15 protein-coding genes, 1 pseudogene and 1 riboswitch are annotated in these 16,695 nt (G+C 73.1%); of the genes and pseudogenes, 9 read left to right on the top strand and 7 right to left on the bottom strand.

What is annotated here, in order from left to right:
• Positions 1 to 33 precede the first annotated feature (33 nt).
• Positions 34 to 168: pseudogene (locus IH50_RS41605) on the top strand (VOC family protein); the annotation flags it as partial.
• 46 nt (positions 169 to 214) lie between these two features.
• Here the strand turns inward: IH50_RS41605 and IH50_RS0113400 are convergent.
• Positions 215 to 1,423 (bottom strand): hypothetical protein, encoded by a 1,209-nt coding sequence (locus IH50_RS0113400; RefSeq protein ID WP_030860832.1) that lies wholly within the window; start codon positions 1,421 to 1,423, stop codon positions 215 to 217.
• Between the two features lie 159 nt (positions 1,424 to 1,582).
• On the opposite strand from IH50_RS0113400, the gene IH50_RS0113395 reads away from it, so the two are divergent.
• The 3 genes from IH50_RS0113395 (at position 1,583) to IH50_RS0113385 (ending at position 4,141) form a co-directional block, all read left to right on the top strand.
• Positions 1,583 to 2,077 (top strand): DUF6668 family protein, encoded by a 495-nt coding sequence (locus IH50_RS0113395; RefSeq protein ID WP_037872349.1) that lies wholly within the window; start codon positions 1,583 to 1,585, stop codon positions 2,075 to 2,077.
• 99 nt (positions 2,078 to 2,176) lie between these two features.
• Complete coding sequence (locus tag IH50_RS0113390) at positions 2,177 to 3,442, top strand: amidase family protein (RefSeq protein WP_051767291.1); 1,266 nt, start codon at positions 2,177 to 2,179, stop codon at positions 3,440 to 3,442.
• 114 nt (positions 3,443 to 3,556) lie between these two features.
• The gene (locus IH50_RS0113385) at positions 3,557 to 4,141 is read left to right on the top strand and encodes a flavodoxin family protein (protein ID WP_030860829.1); all 585 of its coding nucleotides are present in this window, start codon (positions 3,557 to 3,559) and stop codon (positions 4,139 to 4,141) included.
• Between the two features lie 2 nt (positions 4,142 to 4,143).
• Here IH50_RS0113385 and IH50_RS0113380 read toward each other — a convergent pair whose 3' ends face one another.
• From IH50_RS0113380 to IH50_RS0113360, 5 genes are all read right to left on the bottom strand, one after another.
• A complete protein-coding gene (locus tag IH50_RS0113380; protein ID WP_030860828.1) occupies positions 4,144 to 4,734 on the bottom strand; it encodes a hypothetical protein in 591 nt (196 codons plus the stop codon).
• A 45-nt stretch (positions 4,735 to 4,779) separates the two neighbouring features.
• On the bottom strand, positions 4,780 to 5,652 hold the full coding sequence (locus IH50_RS0113375) for an ABC transporter permease (RefSeq protein WP_030860827.1): 873 nt from the start codon (positions 5,650 to 5,652) through the stop codon (positions 4,780 to 4,782).
• Positions 5,639 to 6,601: an ABC transporter ATP-binding protein gene (locus IH50_RS0113370; RefSeq protein ID WP_030860826.1), complete on the bottom strand. Its 963-nt coding sequence runs from the start codon at positions 6,599 to 6,601 to the stop codon at positions 5,639 to 5,641. Before IH50_RS0113370 ends, IH50_RS0113375 begins: the two co-directional genes overlap by 14 nt.
• A gap of 40 nt (positions 6,602 to 6,641) precedes the next feature.
• Positions 6,642 to 7,877, bottom strand: a complete 1,236-nt coding sequence (locus IH50_RS0113365) for a LolA family protein (RefSeq protein WP_030860825.1) — start codon at positions 7,875 to 7,877, stop codon at positions 6,642 to 6,644.
• Positions 7,878 to 8,119: 242 nt separating this feature from the next.
• Positions 8,120 to 9,130 (bottom strand): polyprenyl synthetase family protein, encoded by a 1,011-nt coding sequence (locus IH50_RS0113360; RefSeq protein ID WP_030860822.1) that lies wholly within the window; start codon positions 9,128 to 9,130, stop codon positions 8,120 to 8,122.
• 561 nt (positions 9,131 to 9,691) lie between these two features.
• Positions 9,692 to 9,859: riboswitch (cyclic di-AMP (ydaO/yuaA leader) on the top strand.
• Positions 9,860 to 9,864: 5 nt separating this feature from the next.
• Here IH50_RS0113360 and IH50_RS0113355 point away from each other — a divergent pair.
• Positions 9,865 to 10,347 carry a transglycosylase SLT domain-containing protein gene (locus IH50_RS0113355; RefSeq protein WP_030860821.1) on the top strand — a complete coding sequence of 161 codons (483 nt, stop codon included), beginning with the start codon at positions 9,865 to 9,867 and terminating at the stop codon, positions 10,345 to 10,347.
• Here the strand turns inward: IH50_RS0113355 and IH50_RS0113350 are convergent.
• Positions 10,311 to 11,183: an HAD family hydrolase gene (locus tag IH50_RS0113350; RefSeq protein WP_030860819.1), complete on the bottom strand. Its 873-nt coding sequence runs from the start codon at positions 11,181 to 11,183 to the stop codon at positions 10,311 to 10,313. The genes IH50_RS0113355 and IH50_RS0113350 overlap by 37 nt on opposite strands.
• Positions 11,184 to 11,405: 222 nt before the next feature.
• Between IH50_RS0113350 and IH50_RS0113345 the strand changes: the two genes are divergently transcribed.
• From IH50_RS0113345 to IH50_RS0113330, 4 genes are all read left to right on the top strand, one after another.
• The gene (locus IH50_RS0113345) at positions 11,406 to 12,476 is read left to right on the top strand and encodes a GNAT family N-acetyltransferase (protein ID WP_030860817.1); all 1,071 of its coding nucleotides are present in this window, start codon (positions 11,406 to 11,408) and stop codon (positions 12,474 to 12,476) included.
• Positions 12,477 to 12,508: 32 nt separating this feature from the next.
• Positions 12,509 to 13,834 (top strand): glycosyltransferase, encoded by a 1,326-nt coding sequence (locus tag IH50_RS0113340; RefSeq protein WP_030860814.1) that lies wholly within the window; start codon positions 12,509 to 12,511, stop codon positions 13,832 to 13,834.
• On the top strand, positions 13,831 to 14,628 hold the full coding sequence (locus IH50_RS0113335; protein ID WP_030860812.1) for a polysaccharide deacetylase family protein: 798 nt from the start codon (positions 13,831 to 13,833) through the stop codon (positions 14,626 to 14,628). The genes IH50_RS0113340 and IH50_RS0113335 overlap by 4 nt, the downstream gene beginning before the upstream one ends.
• Positions 14,629 to 14,767: 139 nt before the next feature.
• Positions 14,768 to 16,687, top strand: coding sequence for a hypothetical protein (locus IH50_RS0113330; RefSeq protein ID WP_234328147.1), 1,920 nt, complete (start codon positions 14,768 to 14,770; stop codon positions 16,685 to 16,687).
• The last annotated feature ends 8 nt before the right edge of the window (positions 16,688 to 16,695 follow it).

Raw genomic sequence — 16,695 nt, 5'->3', positions numbered from 1 at the left:
GCCGACCATTACACGATCGAGTTAAACCACCCCGTGCACTGGAAAGTCGTCATCGACGCGGCCGATCCGCACGCGCAGGCCGACTTCTGGGCCGCCGCCCTCCGGTCCGTAGTGGAGGACAACAGCGCGCTCATCGAGAAACTGCTGGGCGCGGCGGGCGCCTTACCCTGATTTACCCCCATGCGCCCTAATTCGCCCCTGGGGCGGAGGCTCCTCAGGACTGCCGGGCGCGGGCGCGTTCGGTCAGCCGGCCCATGCGGGCGCGGGCGGACTCCAGTTCCTCGATCTCGTCGGCGGCGGGCCCGCCCTCGGCGGTGAGCTCGGTCCACAGGGCGATCAGCTCGTGCCCGAGATCCAGTCCGAGCAGCGGGTCGCGCACCGCGCGCCATGCGGTCGCCGCGCTGCGGACGTTGCCGTAGGCGGCCTCCGCGTCCCCCGCGCGGCGGCAGATCACGGCCAGGTCGAGGGAGATCCGGAAGGCGCGCAGCGGCTCACCGGCCAGGTAGGCGATGTACGCGGCGAGTTCGCGCAGCCGCAGCACCTCCGGGTGCTCCGGTCCCAGGGTGCCCGAGGCCTCCGCGACGGTCTCCTCGGCCAGCCGGGCCGCCGTGTCGATCCGGCCCGTCCGGACGGCGTCGTTGACCCGGGCCATGGGTTCGGCGAGCAGGCTCTCCCCGGCGGAGGGTTCGTCACCGAGCACCGCCTCCGCCACGGCGTCGAAGCCGCGGGGCGGGGTGGGCTTGGGATCGGGATCCAGTACGGGTACGGGCTCGGGCTCGGGGGACGGTGCGGTCCCGTGCGCCCGGGGCCGGCCGGCCCCGGGGTCGGGGTGCGGCCTCGCGCCCATGGACGGGGGCGGGCCGAACTCGCCCGTCGGGGGCGCGACCGTGCCGGGCGGCGTGACCTCCGCCGCCCCGGGTACGGCCCGCAGCTCGAACGTCGGGACGGCGTCCCGGGGAGCCTCCGGCTCGGGCACGGGGCGCAGCTTGAAGGTGGGGATGGCGTCCCGTACGGGATCCGGTCCGGGCGTCCCCTCCGGCGCCGGTCCGGGTGCGGGGCGCGGCAGGTGCGTCGGCCGGTCCGTACCGGGCTCCCGCGCCGGTGCCGTCAGGACCGGCTGTGCCGTGAAGTGGCTGGAGCCGTCCGGGTCGACGCGGAGCGGGACGACGCAGCCGATGCGCTCGTCGTGCACGGTGGCGAGGACGGCGTGACCGGAGGCGAGGGCGATGCGGTGGAGGCGGTTCAGTACCGCCTGCTGGATCTCCTCGCCGGGCCCGGCGATCACCGTCACCCCGCCGACCGACGCCCCGCGCGTGTCCGCCCCGCCGACGGGGACATGGACGTCGATCGGCGCTGCCGCAAGGTTCGCCGCATGTGCGGCCTGCTGCTGTTCCCGCTTCTTCTCGCGGCTGAGTCGAGACATCGTTCCCTCATTCGGGTCGTACACCTGCCGTCGAGTCTGTCCGCTCGCCCGCGTTTCTCACGTCACCGCGTTGTCACAGGCTCGTCCCAACGGCCGCCCGCGCGGGTTTCCCGTCCGTCCGGCAGCATGAAGGCCGAGGCGGCGAGCAGGAGAGAGGGCATGGGGCAGGGACCGGAGATCTGGATCCGAGGGCCGGTGGCGGTACCGGAGGCGGCCCCGCCGGAGCCCGCCCCCGCGCGGGCGGCGGCGCGGCGCTTCTCCTGGGTCGGGCTGCACGGCGGCGCGGGCGTCTCCACGCTCGCCGCGGTCTACGGCGGTCATGACAGCGGACGCGCCTGGCCCGGCCCCGACGGCCCGCCGTCGGTGCTGCTCGTCGCCCGGACCCACGCCGCCGGTCTGGACGCCGTGCTCCCGGTGGTGGACACGGTCCGGCGCGGTGAGGCGCCGCACGGGCTCGCCCTGGACGCCGTGGTCCTGGTGGCGGACGCGCCGGGGCGGCTGCCGCGTCCCCTCGCCCACCGGATCCGGCTCGTCGAGTCGGTGATCGACGTGTACCGCGTGCCCTGGGTGAACGAGTGGCGCCTGGGCGACCTGACCGGCCGGCCGCCCCGTGAGACGGAGCCGCTGGCCCGCCTGGTGGGCGCGACGCGCTGAAACGAAAGGCCGCGCGGCCTCCGGGCCCGGCCGCCATCACGTCCTCGCCGCCCCGTCGGGCACCTACCGTGGGGGCAGGGACCGTTCGAGGGGGTGGGTGTGCCGGACAGCCAGGAGTACGGGCCTCGTGCGGCCGCCTCGGCCGAGGCGATCGCGTCCGCCGTGCGCGGACGGCGACGGCGGGCCGTGGACGTGGTCGCGGAGGCGCTGGAGCGGATCGGGCGGGCCGATCCGGAGCTGTGCGCGTTCCTGGAGGTGTGGGACGAGGAGGCGCTGCGGCGGGCGGACGGGGTGGACGCACGGGTCGCCGCAGGGGAGCGGCTGCCGCTGGCCGGGGTGCCGGTCGCGGTCAAGGGGCGGCACGGGCTGCGTGCGGCACAGCCGCTGCTCGCGGCCGGTGGTGTCGCCGTGGGCGCCACGTCGGTGCCCGGTCCGGGAACGCCCTGGCAGACCTGGGGGCTCGGGGCGCACGGCCGTACCGTCAATCCGTGGCGGGCGGACCGCACACCGGGCGGTTCCTCGGCCGGGGCGGCGGTGGCGGTGGCGGCCGGGCTGGTGCCGCTGGCGACGGGCAGCGACGGCGCGGGCTCGGTGCGGATCCCGGCGGCGTGGTGCGGGACCGTCGGGCTGAAGGTCACGAACGGCCGTCTCCCCTCGGCCGACCGTACGGGCCTCGCGGCGCCCGGGGTCCTCACCCGCACGGCCTCGGACGCGGCGGCCTGGTGGCGGGTGATGTCGGGGCGGCCCGTCGCACCCGGGGCCCCTGCGGCCTCCCCCATCACGGCCGGGACCCCTACGGCCTCCCCCATCACGGCCGGGACCCCTACGGCCTCCCCCATCACGGCCGGGGCCCCTGCGGCCTTCCCCGTCGACGCCTGCTGGTCCCCCGACCTCGGCTTCGCCGGCCCCGACCCGGAACCCGTCGCCCTGGCCCGTGCGGCGGCCGGCCGGCTGGTCGACGCCGGGGTCGTACGGCTCGTACGCCCCTCGCCGCCGGTACGGCTCCTCGACCCCGCCCCGGCCTGGCTCGCCCTGCGCACCCCCGGTGCCGACCCCGCCGGCGCCCACCGGATCCGGGCGGAGAACGACCGGCGCCTGAACGCCCTGTTCGCCCGTGCCGGCCTGCTGCTCACCCCCACGGCGCCCACCGCACCGCACGGTCACGACGGCCCCGGCGAGGTCTACTCGACCGCCCTCACCTGGGCGTTCAACGTCAGCGGGCACCCCGCGCTGAGCCTCCCGGCCGGGTTCGGCGCCGACGGCTGCCCGGCGGGGCTCCAGCTGGTGGCACCGCACGGGCGGGAGGATCTGCTGCTCGCGGTGGCGACGGAGGCGGAACGGCGCGGGGGCACCACCACCGGCTGAGCGGCCCGTGGGGCCGCGCCGCCCCTGTGGCATGCCACCCCTTTGACATATAGATGCACGCGCATATGATGCAAGTGCCTGTAATTGACACACGCCGAGTATCTGGGGATGGTCATGACGCGTCGTTTCCTCTTCGTCCTGGGCAGCGCCCGCCCCGACGGCAACACCGAACTGCTGGCCCGCCGGGCCGCCGAACAACTGCCCCCGGACGTGGAGCAGCAGTGGATCGACCTCTCCGCCCGTCCCCTGCCCGACTTCGAGGACCTGCGCCACGACAGCGACCACGTCCGCCCCACCGAGGGCCCGGTGGCCCACCTCCTGGACGCCACCCTCGCCGCGACCGACATCGTGATCGCCTCACCGCTGTACTGGTACTCGGTCTCCGCCCAGACCAAGCGCTACCTGGACCACTGGTCGGGCTGGCTGCGCACCCCCGGCCTGGACTTCAAGGCGACCCTGGCGGGGCGCACCCTGTGGGGCGTCACCGCGCTCGCGCACGAGGAGCCGGAGGTCGCCGACCCGCTGGTCGGCACGCTGAACAACTCGGCCGCGTACATGGGGATGCGGTTCGGCGGGGTGCTGCTCGGCAACGGGAGCAAGCCGGGGGACGTACTGAAGGACACGGAGGCCCTGACGCGGGCCAAGACGTTCTTCGCGCGGGAGGCACCGCTCGCCCGCTTCCCGTACGAGACGGACTGACGTCACCAGCCGAGCTGGGCTTCTCCCAGCACCTCGCTGCCGATGTGGGCGGCGAGCTTACGGGCGCGGGGCAGGTCCCCGAACTTGGTCACATGGACGAAGACGGTGTGCTCCTCCGTCCAGTCGCCGTACTGGGCCTCATCACCGTGGAACAAGACCTGGACCCCGTCGTACTTCGGGTACCCGTCCGAGTCCGCGTCCGGGTCGTCCGGCCAGCATCCGTGCCATTCGAGGGAGACCATGCCCTCGCCCAGCGCGGCCAGGATCCCGTCCTCGACCCGCTCACGATCGACGTCCTCGGAGAAGGACAGTGGCAGGTGTCGCTCCAGCTCCGCATCCTCCAGTGCCGTCACGTCGAGGTCGAACCAGACGTGATCCCCCGTTGCCGGACGGGTCCGGGTGGCGGCGTGGTCGAAGGGCAGTCCCGGAGCGCGCGCGGCGATCCGCCGCACATCGCGGACCGTCGGCAGTACAGCGAACAGCCACACCGTGTCCTCGACATGTTCCAGCAGCGCGCACAGCCTCCTGGCCTGCCGGTACGCCTCGGCCGCGTCGGTGGTCCGCAGGACGGGGTACGCCTGTGAGTTGCCCATGGACGGCACGGTCACACGCCCCGGCCGGCCTCCGCCACCGCATTTCTACGCGCTGATGTCCTTCGCCGTGAACCGCGCCCATGCCGCCGAGCCGAACACGGCCGCGTAGAGGGCTTGGAGGCCGAGGTTCTTCGTCAGGTCGTCCCAGTAGACCGGTTCGCGCATCAGGTCGGCGAAGGACAGCCAGTAGTGGGAGAAGAGGTAGGGATGCAGGGCGTGCAACTGCGGGATCTGGTCGACGATCTGGACCGTGATCAGCAGCCCGACGGTGGTCGCCATCGCCGCGATGCCACTGTTGGTCAGCGTCGAGACGAACAGGCCGAGCGCCGCCACCCCGATCAGTGACACGGCGACGACCAGGGCGATCAGCAGCGCTCTGGCCAGCCCCTCGGAGAAGCTGATCCGGGTGCCCGAGATGGTCGTGAGCTCGCCCAGCGGGAACAGCAGCGCACCGGTGATCAGCGCCGACACGGCGACCACGAGGGTGGCGGCCAGACAGAACGTCATGACCGTCGCGTACTTGGTGAGCAGCAGGCGGGTACGGCCGGCCGGCGCGACCAGCAGATAGCGCAGGGTGCCGGCGTTCGCCTCACCCGCGACGGCGTCGCCCGCGACGACCCCGATCGCCATGGGCAGGAAGAACGGCAGCGTGGCGGCGAGCGCGGTGAAGACCAGGAACAGGCCGTTGTTGGTGATCTGCGAGATGAACGCCGGCCCTCCCCCGCCGCCCCCGCCACCGGCCGACGAGCCGTCACCGGTCTCGATCCGTACGGCGATGCCGACCAGGACCGGCACCGCGGCCAGCACCCCGAGCAGGGCGAGGGTGCGCCAGCGCCGGAAGGTGGTGAGCAGCTCGCTGCGGAACAGGCCCAGCGTCCACAGCGGGCTCACCTCGCGCACCGCTTCAGCCCGCGACATCGAAGCCCTCCCCGGTCAGCGCCACGAACGCGTCCTCCAGCGAGGCCCGTTCCACCCCGAAGCCGCGCACCCGGACGCCCGCCGTCACCAGTGCCGCGTTCACCTCGGCGAGGTCGCGTCCGGGCACCTCGCCGGTCACCCGCTCCCCGTCCACGGCGACATCGGCGACCCCCTGCTCCTTGAGCACCCGGGCGGCGTCCGCCGGGTCGGGGGTGGTCACCGCCAGCCGGCCCCGGGCGCCCGCGGCCAGGTCGGCGACCGGGCCCTGGGTGATCAGCCGGCCCCGCGCCATCACGGCGGCGTGGGTGCACACCTGCTCGATCTCGTCGAGGAGGTGGGAGGAGAGGAAGACGGTGGTGCCGTCCGAGGCCAGTTCGCGCACCAGCGTGCGGATCTCCCGCATGCCCTGCGGGTCGAGGCCGTTGGTGGGCTCGTCCAGGACGAGCAGCCGGCGCGGCTGGAGCAGCGCGGCCGCGAGGCCGAGGCGCTGCCTCATGCCGAGGGAGTACGCCTTCGCCTTCTTCCCGGCGGCTGCCGTGAGGCCCACCCGGTCCAGGGCGGCGGCGACGCGGGCGCGCCGGGTGCGCGGGTCGGCGGTCGGGTCGGCCGCGTCGTAGCGCAGCAGGTTGTCGCGGCCGGAGAGGAAGCCGTACAGGGCCGGGCCCTCGATGAGGGCGCCGACGTGGGGCAGCACGGCGCGCGCGGAGCGCGGCATGGGGCGCCCCAGGACGTGCGCCGTGCCGGAGGTCGGCCCGATCAGGCCCATCAGCATGCGGATGGTGGTGGTCTTGCCGGAGCCGTTGGGGCCGAGGAAGCCGAAGACGCTGCCCGCCGGGACGGTCAGGTGCAGACCGTCGACGGCGAGCTGTCCGCCGCGGTAGCGCTTGGTGAGCGCGCGGGTGGTGATGACTCCCTCACCCACATGCTCGCCGGCGGACGCCTCACCCATCGGCTCCCTCGATCCCTGTCACGTCGTCAGGCTCCGGGTCTTACTTCCCCGCGTCGGCGGCCTTCACGAGCGCGTCCTTGGTGACCATGCCCACGTAGACCTTGCCGTCCTCGGTGATCAGGGCGTTCACCAGGCGGGTGCTGAACACCGTGCCGGTGCCGAAGTCGCCCTTGACCTGGTCGCCGAGGGAACCGATGAAGCCGTCGAGGTCACCGCCGGTCTCCCCGCCGGTGGGCAGGACGCCCTGGTCGCCGGTGCCGAAGACGGCGACGGAGTTCCAGCCCTCACCGAGCGTCTTCAGCCCGTCGAGGCCCTTGGCCAGGTCCTCCTCGGACTTCGGGGCGTTCTCCGGCTTCCCGGAGTGCTTCCCTGAGTGCTCCCGGCCCTGGTCGAGTTCGCCGTCCTCGGTCACCTTGGCGCCCTTGGGCGGGGTGAAGTCGAACGTCGAGGCGGCCGGCTTGCCGAAGCTCACCTGGGTGAAGCCGACGTCCACGACGGCCGCGCCGCCGCTGGACGGGGTGAGCGTGAACTTCAGCGGCATACCGGTCTCGTGGTCGACGGCGATGCTGATCGCGCCGACCGTGGAGCCGGACTGCCGGGGCTTGACGACCAGCTTGTACGCGTCCCGGCCGGCCACCTGGGCGGTGCCGTCGACGGTCACGGACGTGGTGTCGTCGACCGACTTCAGCGCCTCCTCGGCGAAGTCCTTCGGGGTGGCCGGGGTCTGCCGCTCCCGGTCCTCGCCGGAGGCGTCGACGGTGCCGTGGTAGACCTCGTTGGAGCCGCTGTCGTAGCCCCAGACGTCCTTGCCGTTGTGGATCAGGCTGTACTCGGCGGCGTTCTCCAGGAGCGACACCTTCTGCCGGTCCGGGCCGTCGGCCGCGATCCGCAGGGTGTGCGTGCCGGAGGCCAGTTCGGCGAGCTTGGCGGACGGGTCGGCCGAGGAGCCGCCGTCCCCGCCCTGCCCCGTGGCGCCGGACATGAGGCCGCTCTCCAGGCCGCCGAGGTCCGGCAGACCGAGATCCGTGGTGATCTTCACGGTGCCGGACAGCCGCTCGACGTCCGATTTCGCGATCTTCTCTATGAGCTGCGCGGCGGTGATCTCCGGCAGGTCGGGGTCGCCGGAGCTGGCGATCGCGGGGACGAGCCCGATGGTCGCGGCCGCCACTCCCATCACCGTGACCGGGACGACGTACCGCGCGGCCCTGCGCCGCCCCGCGCGCGGCTCGTCGGCCTCCCGCGCGGTCGTCATGTCGTCGGATTCGTACGGTGCCATGTGTGCCCTACCTCCGTGGTCGGCGGCGGCTTTTCGTCTCGTGACCTCGCACCAGTTTCACCCTGAGCCGCCATTCTCACCCGAATCGGTGAGGAGTGGTGTTGTCCGTCGTGGTCCATCTGACCAAATCCGGCAGGGGGATTCGTCAGCCCCCGGACGCAACTCCGCGTACTGCTGGGGTATGACACGGAGGGCGGTTCCCTCCCCCTCCCCGTAGGGGTCGGGGGAGAGTTCGGGCCGGCTCAGCCCGCGCGGTGCACCACCGCGTCGCACAGCTCCACGAGTGCCGTCCTCGCCTCGCACTCCCGCAGCGGGGCGAGTGCCGTGCGCGCCTCCTCGGCGTAGCGCACGGTGTCCCGGCGGGCCTGCTCCAGCGCGGGGTGGGCGCGCAGCAGCCGCAGCGCCTCGGCGTGCCGGGCGTCGTCGGTGAGGTCGGAGTCGAGCAGCTCGCACAGGGCGATGTCGTCGGCGAGACCCAGCCGGGCCGCCCGTTCGCGCAGCCGCAGCACGGGCAGGGTGGCGATGCCCTCGCGCAGGTCGGTGCCGGGGGTCTTGCCGGACTCGTGGGAGTCGGAGGCGATGTCCAGGACGTCGTCGGCGAGCTGGAAGGCGACGCCGAGCCGCTCGCCGTACTGGGTCAGCACGTCCACGACCGTCTCGTCGGCGCCCGACATCATCGCGCCGAACCGGCAGGCGACGGCGACCAGCGAGCCGGTCTTGCCGCCGAGCACGTCGAGGTAGTGGTCGACCGGGTCGCGTCCGTCCTGCGGTCCCGCGGTCTCCAGGATCTGCCCGGTGACCAGCCGCTCGAACGCCTCGGCCTGCACCCGTACGGCCTCCGGGCCGAGGTCGGCCAGGATGTGCGAGGCCCGTGCGAAGAGGAAGTCGCCGGTGAGGACCGCGACGGAGTTGCCCCAGCGGGCGTTCGCGCTGGCGACGCCGCGCCGCACATCGGCCTCGTCCATCACGTCGTCGTGGTACAGCGTGGCCAGATGGGTGAGCTCCACCACCACGGCCGAGGGCACGACACCGGGCGCGTAGGGGTCGCCGAACTGGGCGGCGAGCATCACGAGCAGCGGGCGGAACCGCTTGCCGCCGGCCCGCACCAGGTGCTGGGCGGCTCCCGTGATGAAGGGGACCTCACTCTTGGTGGCCTCGAGCAGCCCTTCCTCGACAGCCGTCATCCCGGCCTGGACATCGGCTTCCAGAGCCTGGTCCCGCACGCTCAGCCCGAACGGCCCGACGACGGTCACGAGGGGTCTCCTGTCTGCTGGTGTCCACTGGCGGTTACACGGAATGTCGATAGGTCGCTGCCATCACTCAAGTCAGCGTATCCGGTCACGTTTCGATCACCGCCAGCGCCCGGGGTTACGGGCAGGACGGTACGGGACCGGGAGCAGAGTGCTTTTGATCGGTTGATAACAACGGACATTTTCCGTTTTCCCGGACGTACCGATCCACTCCTCGGCCCGGCTTCCGGGCCCCGCCTCACCACGTGGACCATCCTGCCCGCCCCGACGTCCGATTTGCCGCAAATACCGAGCTAATTCCCCTTGGCGAAAAATGCGCTCACGGGTGTTCCCCAGTGAAGTGAGTCACGCGCGACCCGGTACCCCCGCCACCCGCCGCCACTCCCCTTCCCCCTTCCCCCGCCGCCGAGTTGACCCTTGGCTACAGCAAAGGATCAAGCACCCCAAAAGCCCCATCACAAGATCAAACGGCACCTTCTGTGATGCCCGCACTTGTTCCCGACATGTGCTCTCGCATACGTTCCGGGCCTGCCGGGTGGACGCCTAATCCTGCCGCCGCCCGCATCACATCCGACGACGAACTCACGACGGCAGGAGTGGGGGACCCAGGTAAGTCGCCGCACCGGACATCGCGCCGGGACGGCTAGGGGTGAAGCCATGCCCGCAGGGGCACGGCCGGGCACTCTCCCGCCCGAACCCGACAGCTCACCTCGCAGGCGTAGGAGAGGAACCCAGACATGCCTGCTTTCGGTCAGCACCGCCGCCGCCTCGCCCGCTCCCTCGCCGTCGCCGGCACCGGCGTCGCCGTGGTCGCCCTGCCGCTGATCGGCGCCACCGGCGCCTCCGCGGCCACCACCGAGCCGACGACGACGACCGCTGCCGCCCCCGCGACGGCGTACCCGGACAACCTCGACGGCTGGATCCGCGAGTCGCTGGACATCATGGCGCAGAACGGCATCCCGGGCAGCTACGACGCCATCCACCGCAACATCATGCGCGAGTCCTCCGGCAACCCGTACGCCATCAACAACTGGGACTCCAACGCCGCCAAGGGCACCCCGTCGAAGGGCCTGCTGCAGATCATCGACCCGACCTTCGAGGCCTACCACGTGCCCGGCACCGCCTTCGACCCGTACGACCCGGTCGCGAACATCACGGCGTCCTGCAACTACGCGGCCGACCGCTACGGCTCCATCGACAACGTCTTCGGCGCGTACTGAGCCACCCGCTGACGGGCGAGCGTCACCGCCCCGCCGAACAGTCGCTCGAGGACGACGGCCACGCCGTCGTCCTCGTTCGACGTGGTGACCTCGTCCGCCACCGCCTTCAGTTCGGGATGCGCGCCGGCCATGGCGACGCCGTGGGCCGCCCAGCCGAACATGGGGATGTCGTTCGGCATGTCGCCGAAGGCGATCGTGCGCGCCGGGCTCAGCCCCAGGTGCTCCGCGGCCAGCGCCAGCCCCGTGGCCTTGGTCACCCCGCACGGCTGGAGCTCCACGGTGCCCGGCCCCGACATGGTGACCGTGGCCAGTGACCCGACCACCGACCGGGCCGCCGCCGCCAGCGCGTCGTCGGACAGGTCCGGGTGGCGCAGCAGCACCTTGCTGATCGGCCGGTCCCACAGCTCGGCCCGCCGCCCGACCCGTACCGCGGGCAGGGTCGGGTGCGGCATCAGATAGCCGGGCTCGATCAGCGTCAGCCCGTCCACCCCGTCCTGGTCGACCGCGGCGTACACCTCCCCCACCTCGGCCTCGATCTTGCCGAGCGCCGTCTCCGCCAGTTCCCGGTCCAGTGTCACGGACCACAGCAGCCGGTGCGCGCCGGCGTCGTACACCTGCGCGCCCTGTCCGCACACCGCGAGCCCCGTGCAGCCGAGGTCGTCCAGGAGCGACCGCACTCTGGGGGCCGGCCGCCCCGTCACCACCAGGTGCCGCGCGCCGGCCCGCTCCGCCCGCGCGAGCGCGGCGAGGGACCGGTCGGAGACGGTGTCGTCGCCGCGCAGCAGCGTCCCGTCCAGGTCGGTGGCGATGAGTGAATACGCGGTGGGTGCGGCCATGATCAGAGAATACGGACAACCCGACGGCCCGATTCACCGTGCCCGTTTGCATGCGCTTTCGGTACGGTTCCCCTTCTCTCGGCGCCGGGTAAGGACCGGTTCAGGTCTCTTTCCCCGTTTGGCAAGAACATGGTCCGCTATCTACCGTCCGCCCGGTCCGGGGCGGTACCTTCCAAGGGTCCAGGGGGGACTTGATCGGGGGGTCAGGTGAGCAGTGGACGCATGCGTGTGCTGAGGCCCGGGGAGCTCGGCGAGGGGGAGCGGGAGCGCTGGCGGGAACTGCGCGCCGCGACGGACGCACCGCGCAACCCGTTCATGGAACCGGAGTTCACCGTCGCCGTGTCCCGGGTGCGCCCGCGGGCCCGGGTCGCGGTGCTGTACGAGGGCGCGCAGCCGGTGGGTTTCCTGCCGTACGAGCGGGGCGCACTGGGGCAGGGCCGGGCGATCGGGCTCGGGGTGTCGGACTGCCAGGGCGCGGTCCTGCGTCCCGGTATCGCCCTGGAGACGGACGAACTGCTGCGGGGCTGCTCGGTGTCGAGCTTCGCCTTCGACAACCTGGAAGCGGGCCAGGGGCTGTTCGTGCCGTACGCGGCCGAGGAGCACGCCACCTACGTCATCGACGTGGAGAAGGGCTACGAGACGTACGAGTCGGTACTGCGCGCCCAGTCGCCGAAGTTCCTGAAGACCACGCTGGCCAAGGAGCGCAGGCTGGGCCGCCAGGCCGGAGCCGTGCGGTTCGTCTTCGACGAGCGCGACCCGGCCGCGCTGCGCACGCTGATGGAGTGGAAGTCGGCGCAGTACCGCAGGACCGGGCGGCGCGACCGGTTCGCGCGGGAGTGGATCGCCCGGCTCGTGGGCCGGCTCGCCGAGACCCGCGCCGCCCAGTGCACGGGCACCCTGTCGGTCCTGTACGCCGGTGACCGCCCCGTCGCCGCGCACTTCGGGCTGCGCTCGGCGTCCGTCCTGGCCTGCTGGTTCCCGGCGTACGACCCGGAGTTCGCGAAGTACTCGCCGGGTCTGGTGCTGCATCTGCGGATGGCCGAGGCGGCGGCGGCCGAGGGCATCGGCCTGCTCGACCTGGGGCGCGGTCCGGCCGAGTACAAGGACTCGCTGAAGACCGGCGAACTCGCCGTCTACGAGGGGGCGGTGACCCGCCCGGGCGTGGGCGCCGCGCTGTACCGGCTGGGCCGCGAGCCCGCGCGCCGCGTGCACGGCTTCGTCCGCGCCCGTCCGCGCCTGGCGGCGCTGGCGGCACGGACCCTGAAGGGCGCGGCACGGCTGCGCCGGCCGTGAGTCGTGAGTCGTGAGGAGGAGGGGGAGGACAGGTGTCCCGGAGAGCGCGTACGCAGGAGGAGATACGGCGGTTCCTGGCCATCGGCGCGGTGCAGGTCGCCGAGATCGACCTGGACGGCGACGAGGCCGCGCCGAGACCCGGCCCGGGCAGCCCGCCGGTCACCCACGGTGAGGTGTTCCTGCTGGTCAGACGGGCGGGCCGCCCGGTGGGGACGCTGCTGACCCGGGTACCGGAGGGCACGGACCCGCGGACGGTGCTGACGGAGGCCGCCGCCGCGGTGGCGGGAGGGGCCGTAAAGGCGACGGACGGCGGGAAGGCGACGGACGGCGGGAAGGCGACGGACGGCGGGAAGGCGACAGGCGGCGGGGAGCCGCCGTACGCCTCGGTCGTCGTGGCCACCCGGGAGCGGGCCGGACAGCTCGCCCGGGCGCTGGACTCGCTGCTCGCGCAGGAGCACCCGCGGTTCGAGATCGTCGTCGTCGACAACGCGCCCGTGACCGGCGAGACCCGCGAGCTGGTGGAACGCAAGTACGGCGAGCGGGTGCGGTACGTGTGCGAGCCGGTGCCCGGACTCGCCGTCGCGCACAACAGGGGGCTGGCGGCGGTACGGGGCGAGGTGATCGCGTTCACCGACGACGACGTGGTCGCCGATCCCCGCTGGCTCACCGAACTGACCGCCCCGTTCGCCGCCGACCCGCGGCTCGGCTGCGCCACCGGCCTGATCCTGCCCTCCCGGCTGCGCACCCCGGCCCAGGTCCTGCTGGAGAGCCACGGCGGCTTCGCGAAGGGCTTCACACCGACGACGTACGACCCCGGCGACCCGCCCCGCGACGAGCCGCTGTTCCCCTTCACCGCGGGCCGCTTCGGCTCGGGGGCGAACATGGCCTTCCGTACGGAGGTGCTGCGGTCCGTCGGCGGCTTCGACCCGGCCACCGGCGCCGGAACGCCCGCACGGGGCGGCGACGACCTGTACGGGTTCGTCCGCGTCCTCGCCCAGGGACACCGGCTGCACTACACGCCGTACGCGCTGGTGTGGCACCACCACCGGGAGACCTGGGCCGACCTGGAGACCCAGGCGTACGGCTACGGCGCCGGCCTCACCGCCTACCTCACCGCGCTCCTGGTCAACCGGCCCGCGCTGCTGCCCGCGTTCCTCGCCCGGCTGCCGCGCGGCCTCGCGCACGCCCGCGCGCTGACCGAGGCGCGCGACACGGACGGCGGTGGTGCGCCGGGGGCGCACGACACCCGCACCCACCCCTGGCCACGCCGGCTGTCGCGGCTGCAGCGCAGGGGAATGCTGTACGGGCCGCTCGGATACCTGCGGGCGCGACGGGCACCGGGGAGGGGGAGAGGATGACCGCGGCCGTACCCGTCTTCCTCTACCACGCCGTGATGGACGACCCGCCGGACTGGATCGCCGAGTTCACCGTCACGCCCAAGGAGTTCGCGGCCCACCTCGACGCCGTCGTGGACAGCGGCCGCACACCCGTCACCATCAGCACCCTCGCCGAGCACCTCGCCGGGCGGGCCCCCCTGCCGCCCCGGCCGGTGCTCCTCACCTTCGACGACGGCTTCGCCGACCTGCCGGGACCCACCGCCGACGCCCTGGCCGGGCGCGCGCTGCCCGCGACCGCGTACCTCACCACCGGCGCCATCACCCCGGGCGGCCACAGCCTGCTGCCGCCCGCCCCGATGATGACCCTGGACCGGGCGGTGGAGCTGGAACGTTCCGGCATGGAGATCGGCAGCCACACGGTCACCCACGCCCAGCTCGACACCCTGACCACCCGGCAACTGCGCGCCGAACTGCTGGACTCCAAGGCCGCGCTGGAGGACACCCTCGGCCACCCCGTCCCCCACCTCGCCTATCCGCACGGCTACAACAGCCCCCGGGTGCGCGCCATGACCGCCCGCGCCGGCTACCGGACGGCGACCGCCGTGCGGCACGCGCTCAGCTCGGAGCGGGACGAGCGCTACCGCATCGCCCGGCTGATCGTCCGGCGCGGCCACACCGTTGCCGACGTCGAGGCCTGGCTGGCGGGCGACGGCGCGCGGATCGCCCCGTACCGGGACGGCCCGAAGACCATCGGCTGGCGGTGGTACCGCCGGGCCCGCACCGTCCTGCACGGCCGGCCCGTGTTCGCCGGCTGAGGGGGACGGACGGCCGTGACCACGGGACGGGCCGCGCGGAAGGCACCGGGCCGCTTCCGCCGCACAGACGAGTCCGACGTTTTTGGTGTGAAAAGCAGCGGTAATTCCTATACTCGTCGCGGGGGAGGGGAGTCTCGGCGTGCAACAACATGTGCCCGCACCGACCACTGAGAGCAGCGCGCTGCCCAGCCCCGAGCCGGCCACCGGCCCGACGGAGCCGGGAGGGAACTCCGGCGGCGGCCGCAGGCCCTGGCCGGTCCCGAGCGGCCCGCCCGACGCCGGGCTGCTGACGCTGCTGCTCGCCGCCGGACTGTGGTTCTACGCGCTGCCCCGCATCGGCTTCCGGGAGATGGGCGACTACGGCCTGCTGGACCGCCTCCCGGTCACCTACCACCTGTCGCTGCTGGTCCTCACCGCCGGCTTCGTCCTCAGCCTGCGGCGCGCGGGCACCGCGCCCTGGTGGCCGGCCGCGCACTGCGCCGCGCTGCTGTTCGCGCTCAAGGCGCCACCGGCGATGCTGTACGACGCCGTGCGCTACCCGTGGGCCTCCAAGCACGACGCCGTCGTCGACACGCTGCTCGCCAACGGCGAACTGCGGCCCGGCGCGGCCCTGTCGGGCAACATGTCCGCGTACGACCAGTGGCCGGGCTTCTTCACGCTCGACGCCGGGCTGGTGCGCGCCTTCGGCGTGGAGAGCGCCGCCGCGTACGCCAACTGGGCGCCGATCGTCCTCGGCCTGCTGACGATGCCGGTGCTCGTCCTGATCTACCGCACCTTCTGCCAGGACTGGCGGCTGGTGTGGACCGCCGTGTGGATCTTCCAGCTCGCCAACTGGGTGGGCCAGGACTACTTCGCCCCGCAAGGGCTCGCGTACCTGCTGCACCTGGCGGTCATCGCGGTGGTGCTGCGGCACTTCGTGCGCCCCGGCTCCGCCGGGCGGCTGCGCGACCGCACCTTCCTCGACCCGGCCGCCGCCCCCGTGCCGCCGCCCACGGGAAACCGGCAGCGCGCGGTCTGCGTGGTGATCCTCGCCCCGCTGATCGCCGCGGTCAACGCCACGCACCAGCTCACCCCGGTGATGCTCTGCGTCTGCCTGTTCGCGCTCAGTCTCACCCGCCGCTACCGCAACTACGGGCTGCTGGCCGTCGCCGCGCTGCTGATGCTCGCCTGGAACCTGACCATGGGGCGGCCGCTGTTCGTCGAGACGCTGTCCACCCTCAAGGAGTCGATCGGCGAACTGACACAGAACTCCCGTGCGGGGTACGCGGGTGAGCTGACCGGGCCCGGACCCGAACTCGCCGGGACCGCCAACGTGCTGATGGTGCTCGCGGTCGCCGCGCTCGCCGGGGCCGCCCTCGTGCTGCGGCGCCGGCTGGTCCGCAGCGCGCTGCCGCTGCTGCTGGTCTCCGCCGCCCCGGTCCCGCTCTTCGCCGTCAACGACTACGGCGGCGAGATGCTGTTCCGCGTCTATCTGTTCGGCCTGCCGGGCGCGGCGTTCTTCGCCGCCGCCGCCCTCGTGCCCGCCGCCGCGACCATCCGCCGCGGCCGGGCGCGGGCGCTGCGGCGCACAGCCGCGGCCGTCGCCCTGCCGGCCGTTCTGCTGGTGCTCCTGGCCGGCTTCCTGCCGTCGTACTACGGCAAGGAGAAGATGTACTACACACCGCCCGAGGAGACCGCGCTGGTCACCCGCACCCTCGACAACGCCCCCGACGGCTCGCTGATCCTCTCCACCAGCGGTTCCTTCCCGCAGGCGCTGCACCGGTACGACCGCCTGGAGCACTGGTTCTTCGCCGAGCAGGAGCTGCCCGAGAACGAGCGGATGCTGAAGGACCCGGCCCGCTACCTCGCCGACGGAATCCCGCCGGGCACCCGGACGTACGTCATCCTCACCCGCACCCAGGACGTCTACACCGCCGGCGAGGGCCTGCTGCCGGCCGGCGGCTTCGAGACGCTGCGCACGAAACTCTCCGCCTCACCTCTCTTCCAGACCGTCGAAAGCCATGCGTACGGGGTCGTGCTGGAGTACCGCCCGGCCGCCCGAGGAACGACCACAAGGTGATCGAAGTG

Origin of the sequence: Streptomyces sp. NRRL S-37, assembly GCF_000721605.1 — a bacterium.
GTDB lineage: Bacteria > Actinomycetota > Actinomycetes > Streptomycetales > Streptomycetaceae > Streptomyces.
Note: the sequence above shows the minus strand (reverse complement) of the source record. Positions and strands in the feature narration are given on the sequence as shown.

Excerpts from the sequence above, each read along its gene's own strand:
- IH50_RS0113400 (WP_030860832.1), bottom strand. The coding sequence starts at position 1,423 with ATGTCTCGACTCAGCCGCGAGAAGAAGCGGGAACAGCAGCAGGCCGCA.
- IH50_RS0113395 (WP_037872349.1), top strand. The coding sequence starts at position 1,583 with ATGGGGCAGGGACCGGAGATCTGGATCCGAGGGCCGGTGGCGGTACCG.
- IH50_RS0113385 (WP_030860829.1), top strand. The coding sequence starts at position 3,557 with ATGACGCGTCGTTTCCTCTTCGTCCTGGGCAGCGCCCGCCCCGACGGC.
- IH50_RS0113380 (WP_030860828.1), bottom strand. The coding sequence starts at position 4,734 with ATGGGCAACTCACAGGCGTACCCCGTCCTGCGGACCACCGACGCGGCC.
- IH50_RS0113375 (WP_030860827.1), bottom strand. The coding sequence starts at position 5,652 with ATGTCGCGGGCTGAAGCGGTGCGCGAGGTGAGCCCGCTGTGGACGCTG.
- IH50_RS0113370 (WP_030860826.1), bottom strand. The coding sequence starts at position 6,601 with ATGGGTGAGGCGTCCGCCGGCGAGCATGTGGGTGAGGGAGTCATCACC.
- IH50_RS0113365 (WP_030860825.1), bottom strand. The coding sequence starts at position 7,877 with ATGGCACCGTACGAATCCGACGACATGACGACCGCGCGGGAGGCCGAC.
- IH50_RS0113355 (WP_030860821.1), top strand. The coding sequence starts at position 9,865 with ATGCCTGCTTTCGGTCAGCACCGCCGCCGCCTCGCCCGCTCCCTCGCC.
- IH50_RS0113350 (WP_030860819.1), bottom strand. The coding sequence starts at position 11,183 with ATGGCCGCACCCACCGCGTATTCACTCATCGCCACCGACCTGGACGGG.
- IH50_RS0113345 (WP_030860817.1), top strand. The coding sequence starts at position 11,406 with ATGCGTGTGCTGAGGCCCGGGGAGCTCGGCGAGGGGGAGCGGGAGCGC.
- IH50_RS0113335 (WP_030860812.1), top strand. The coding sequence starts at position 13,831 with ATGACCGCGGCCGTACCCGTCTTCCTCTACCACGCCGTGATGGACGAC.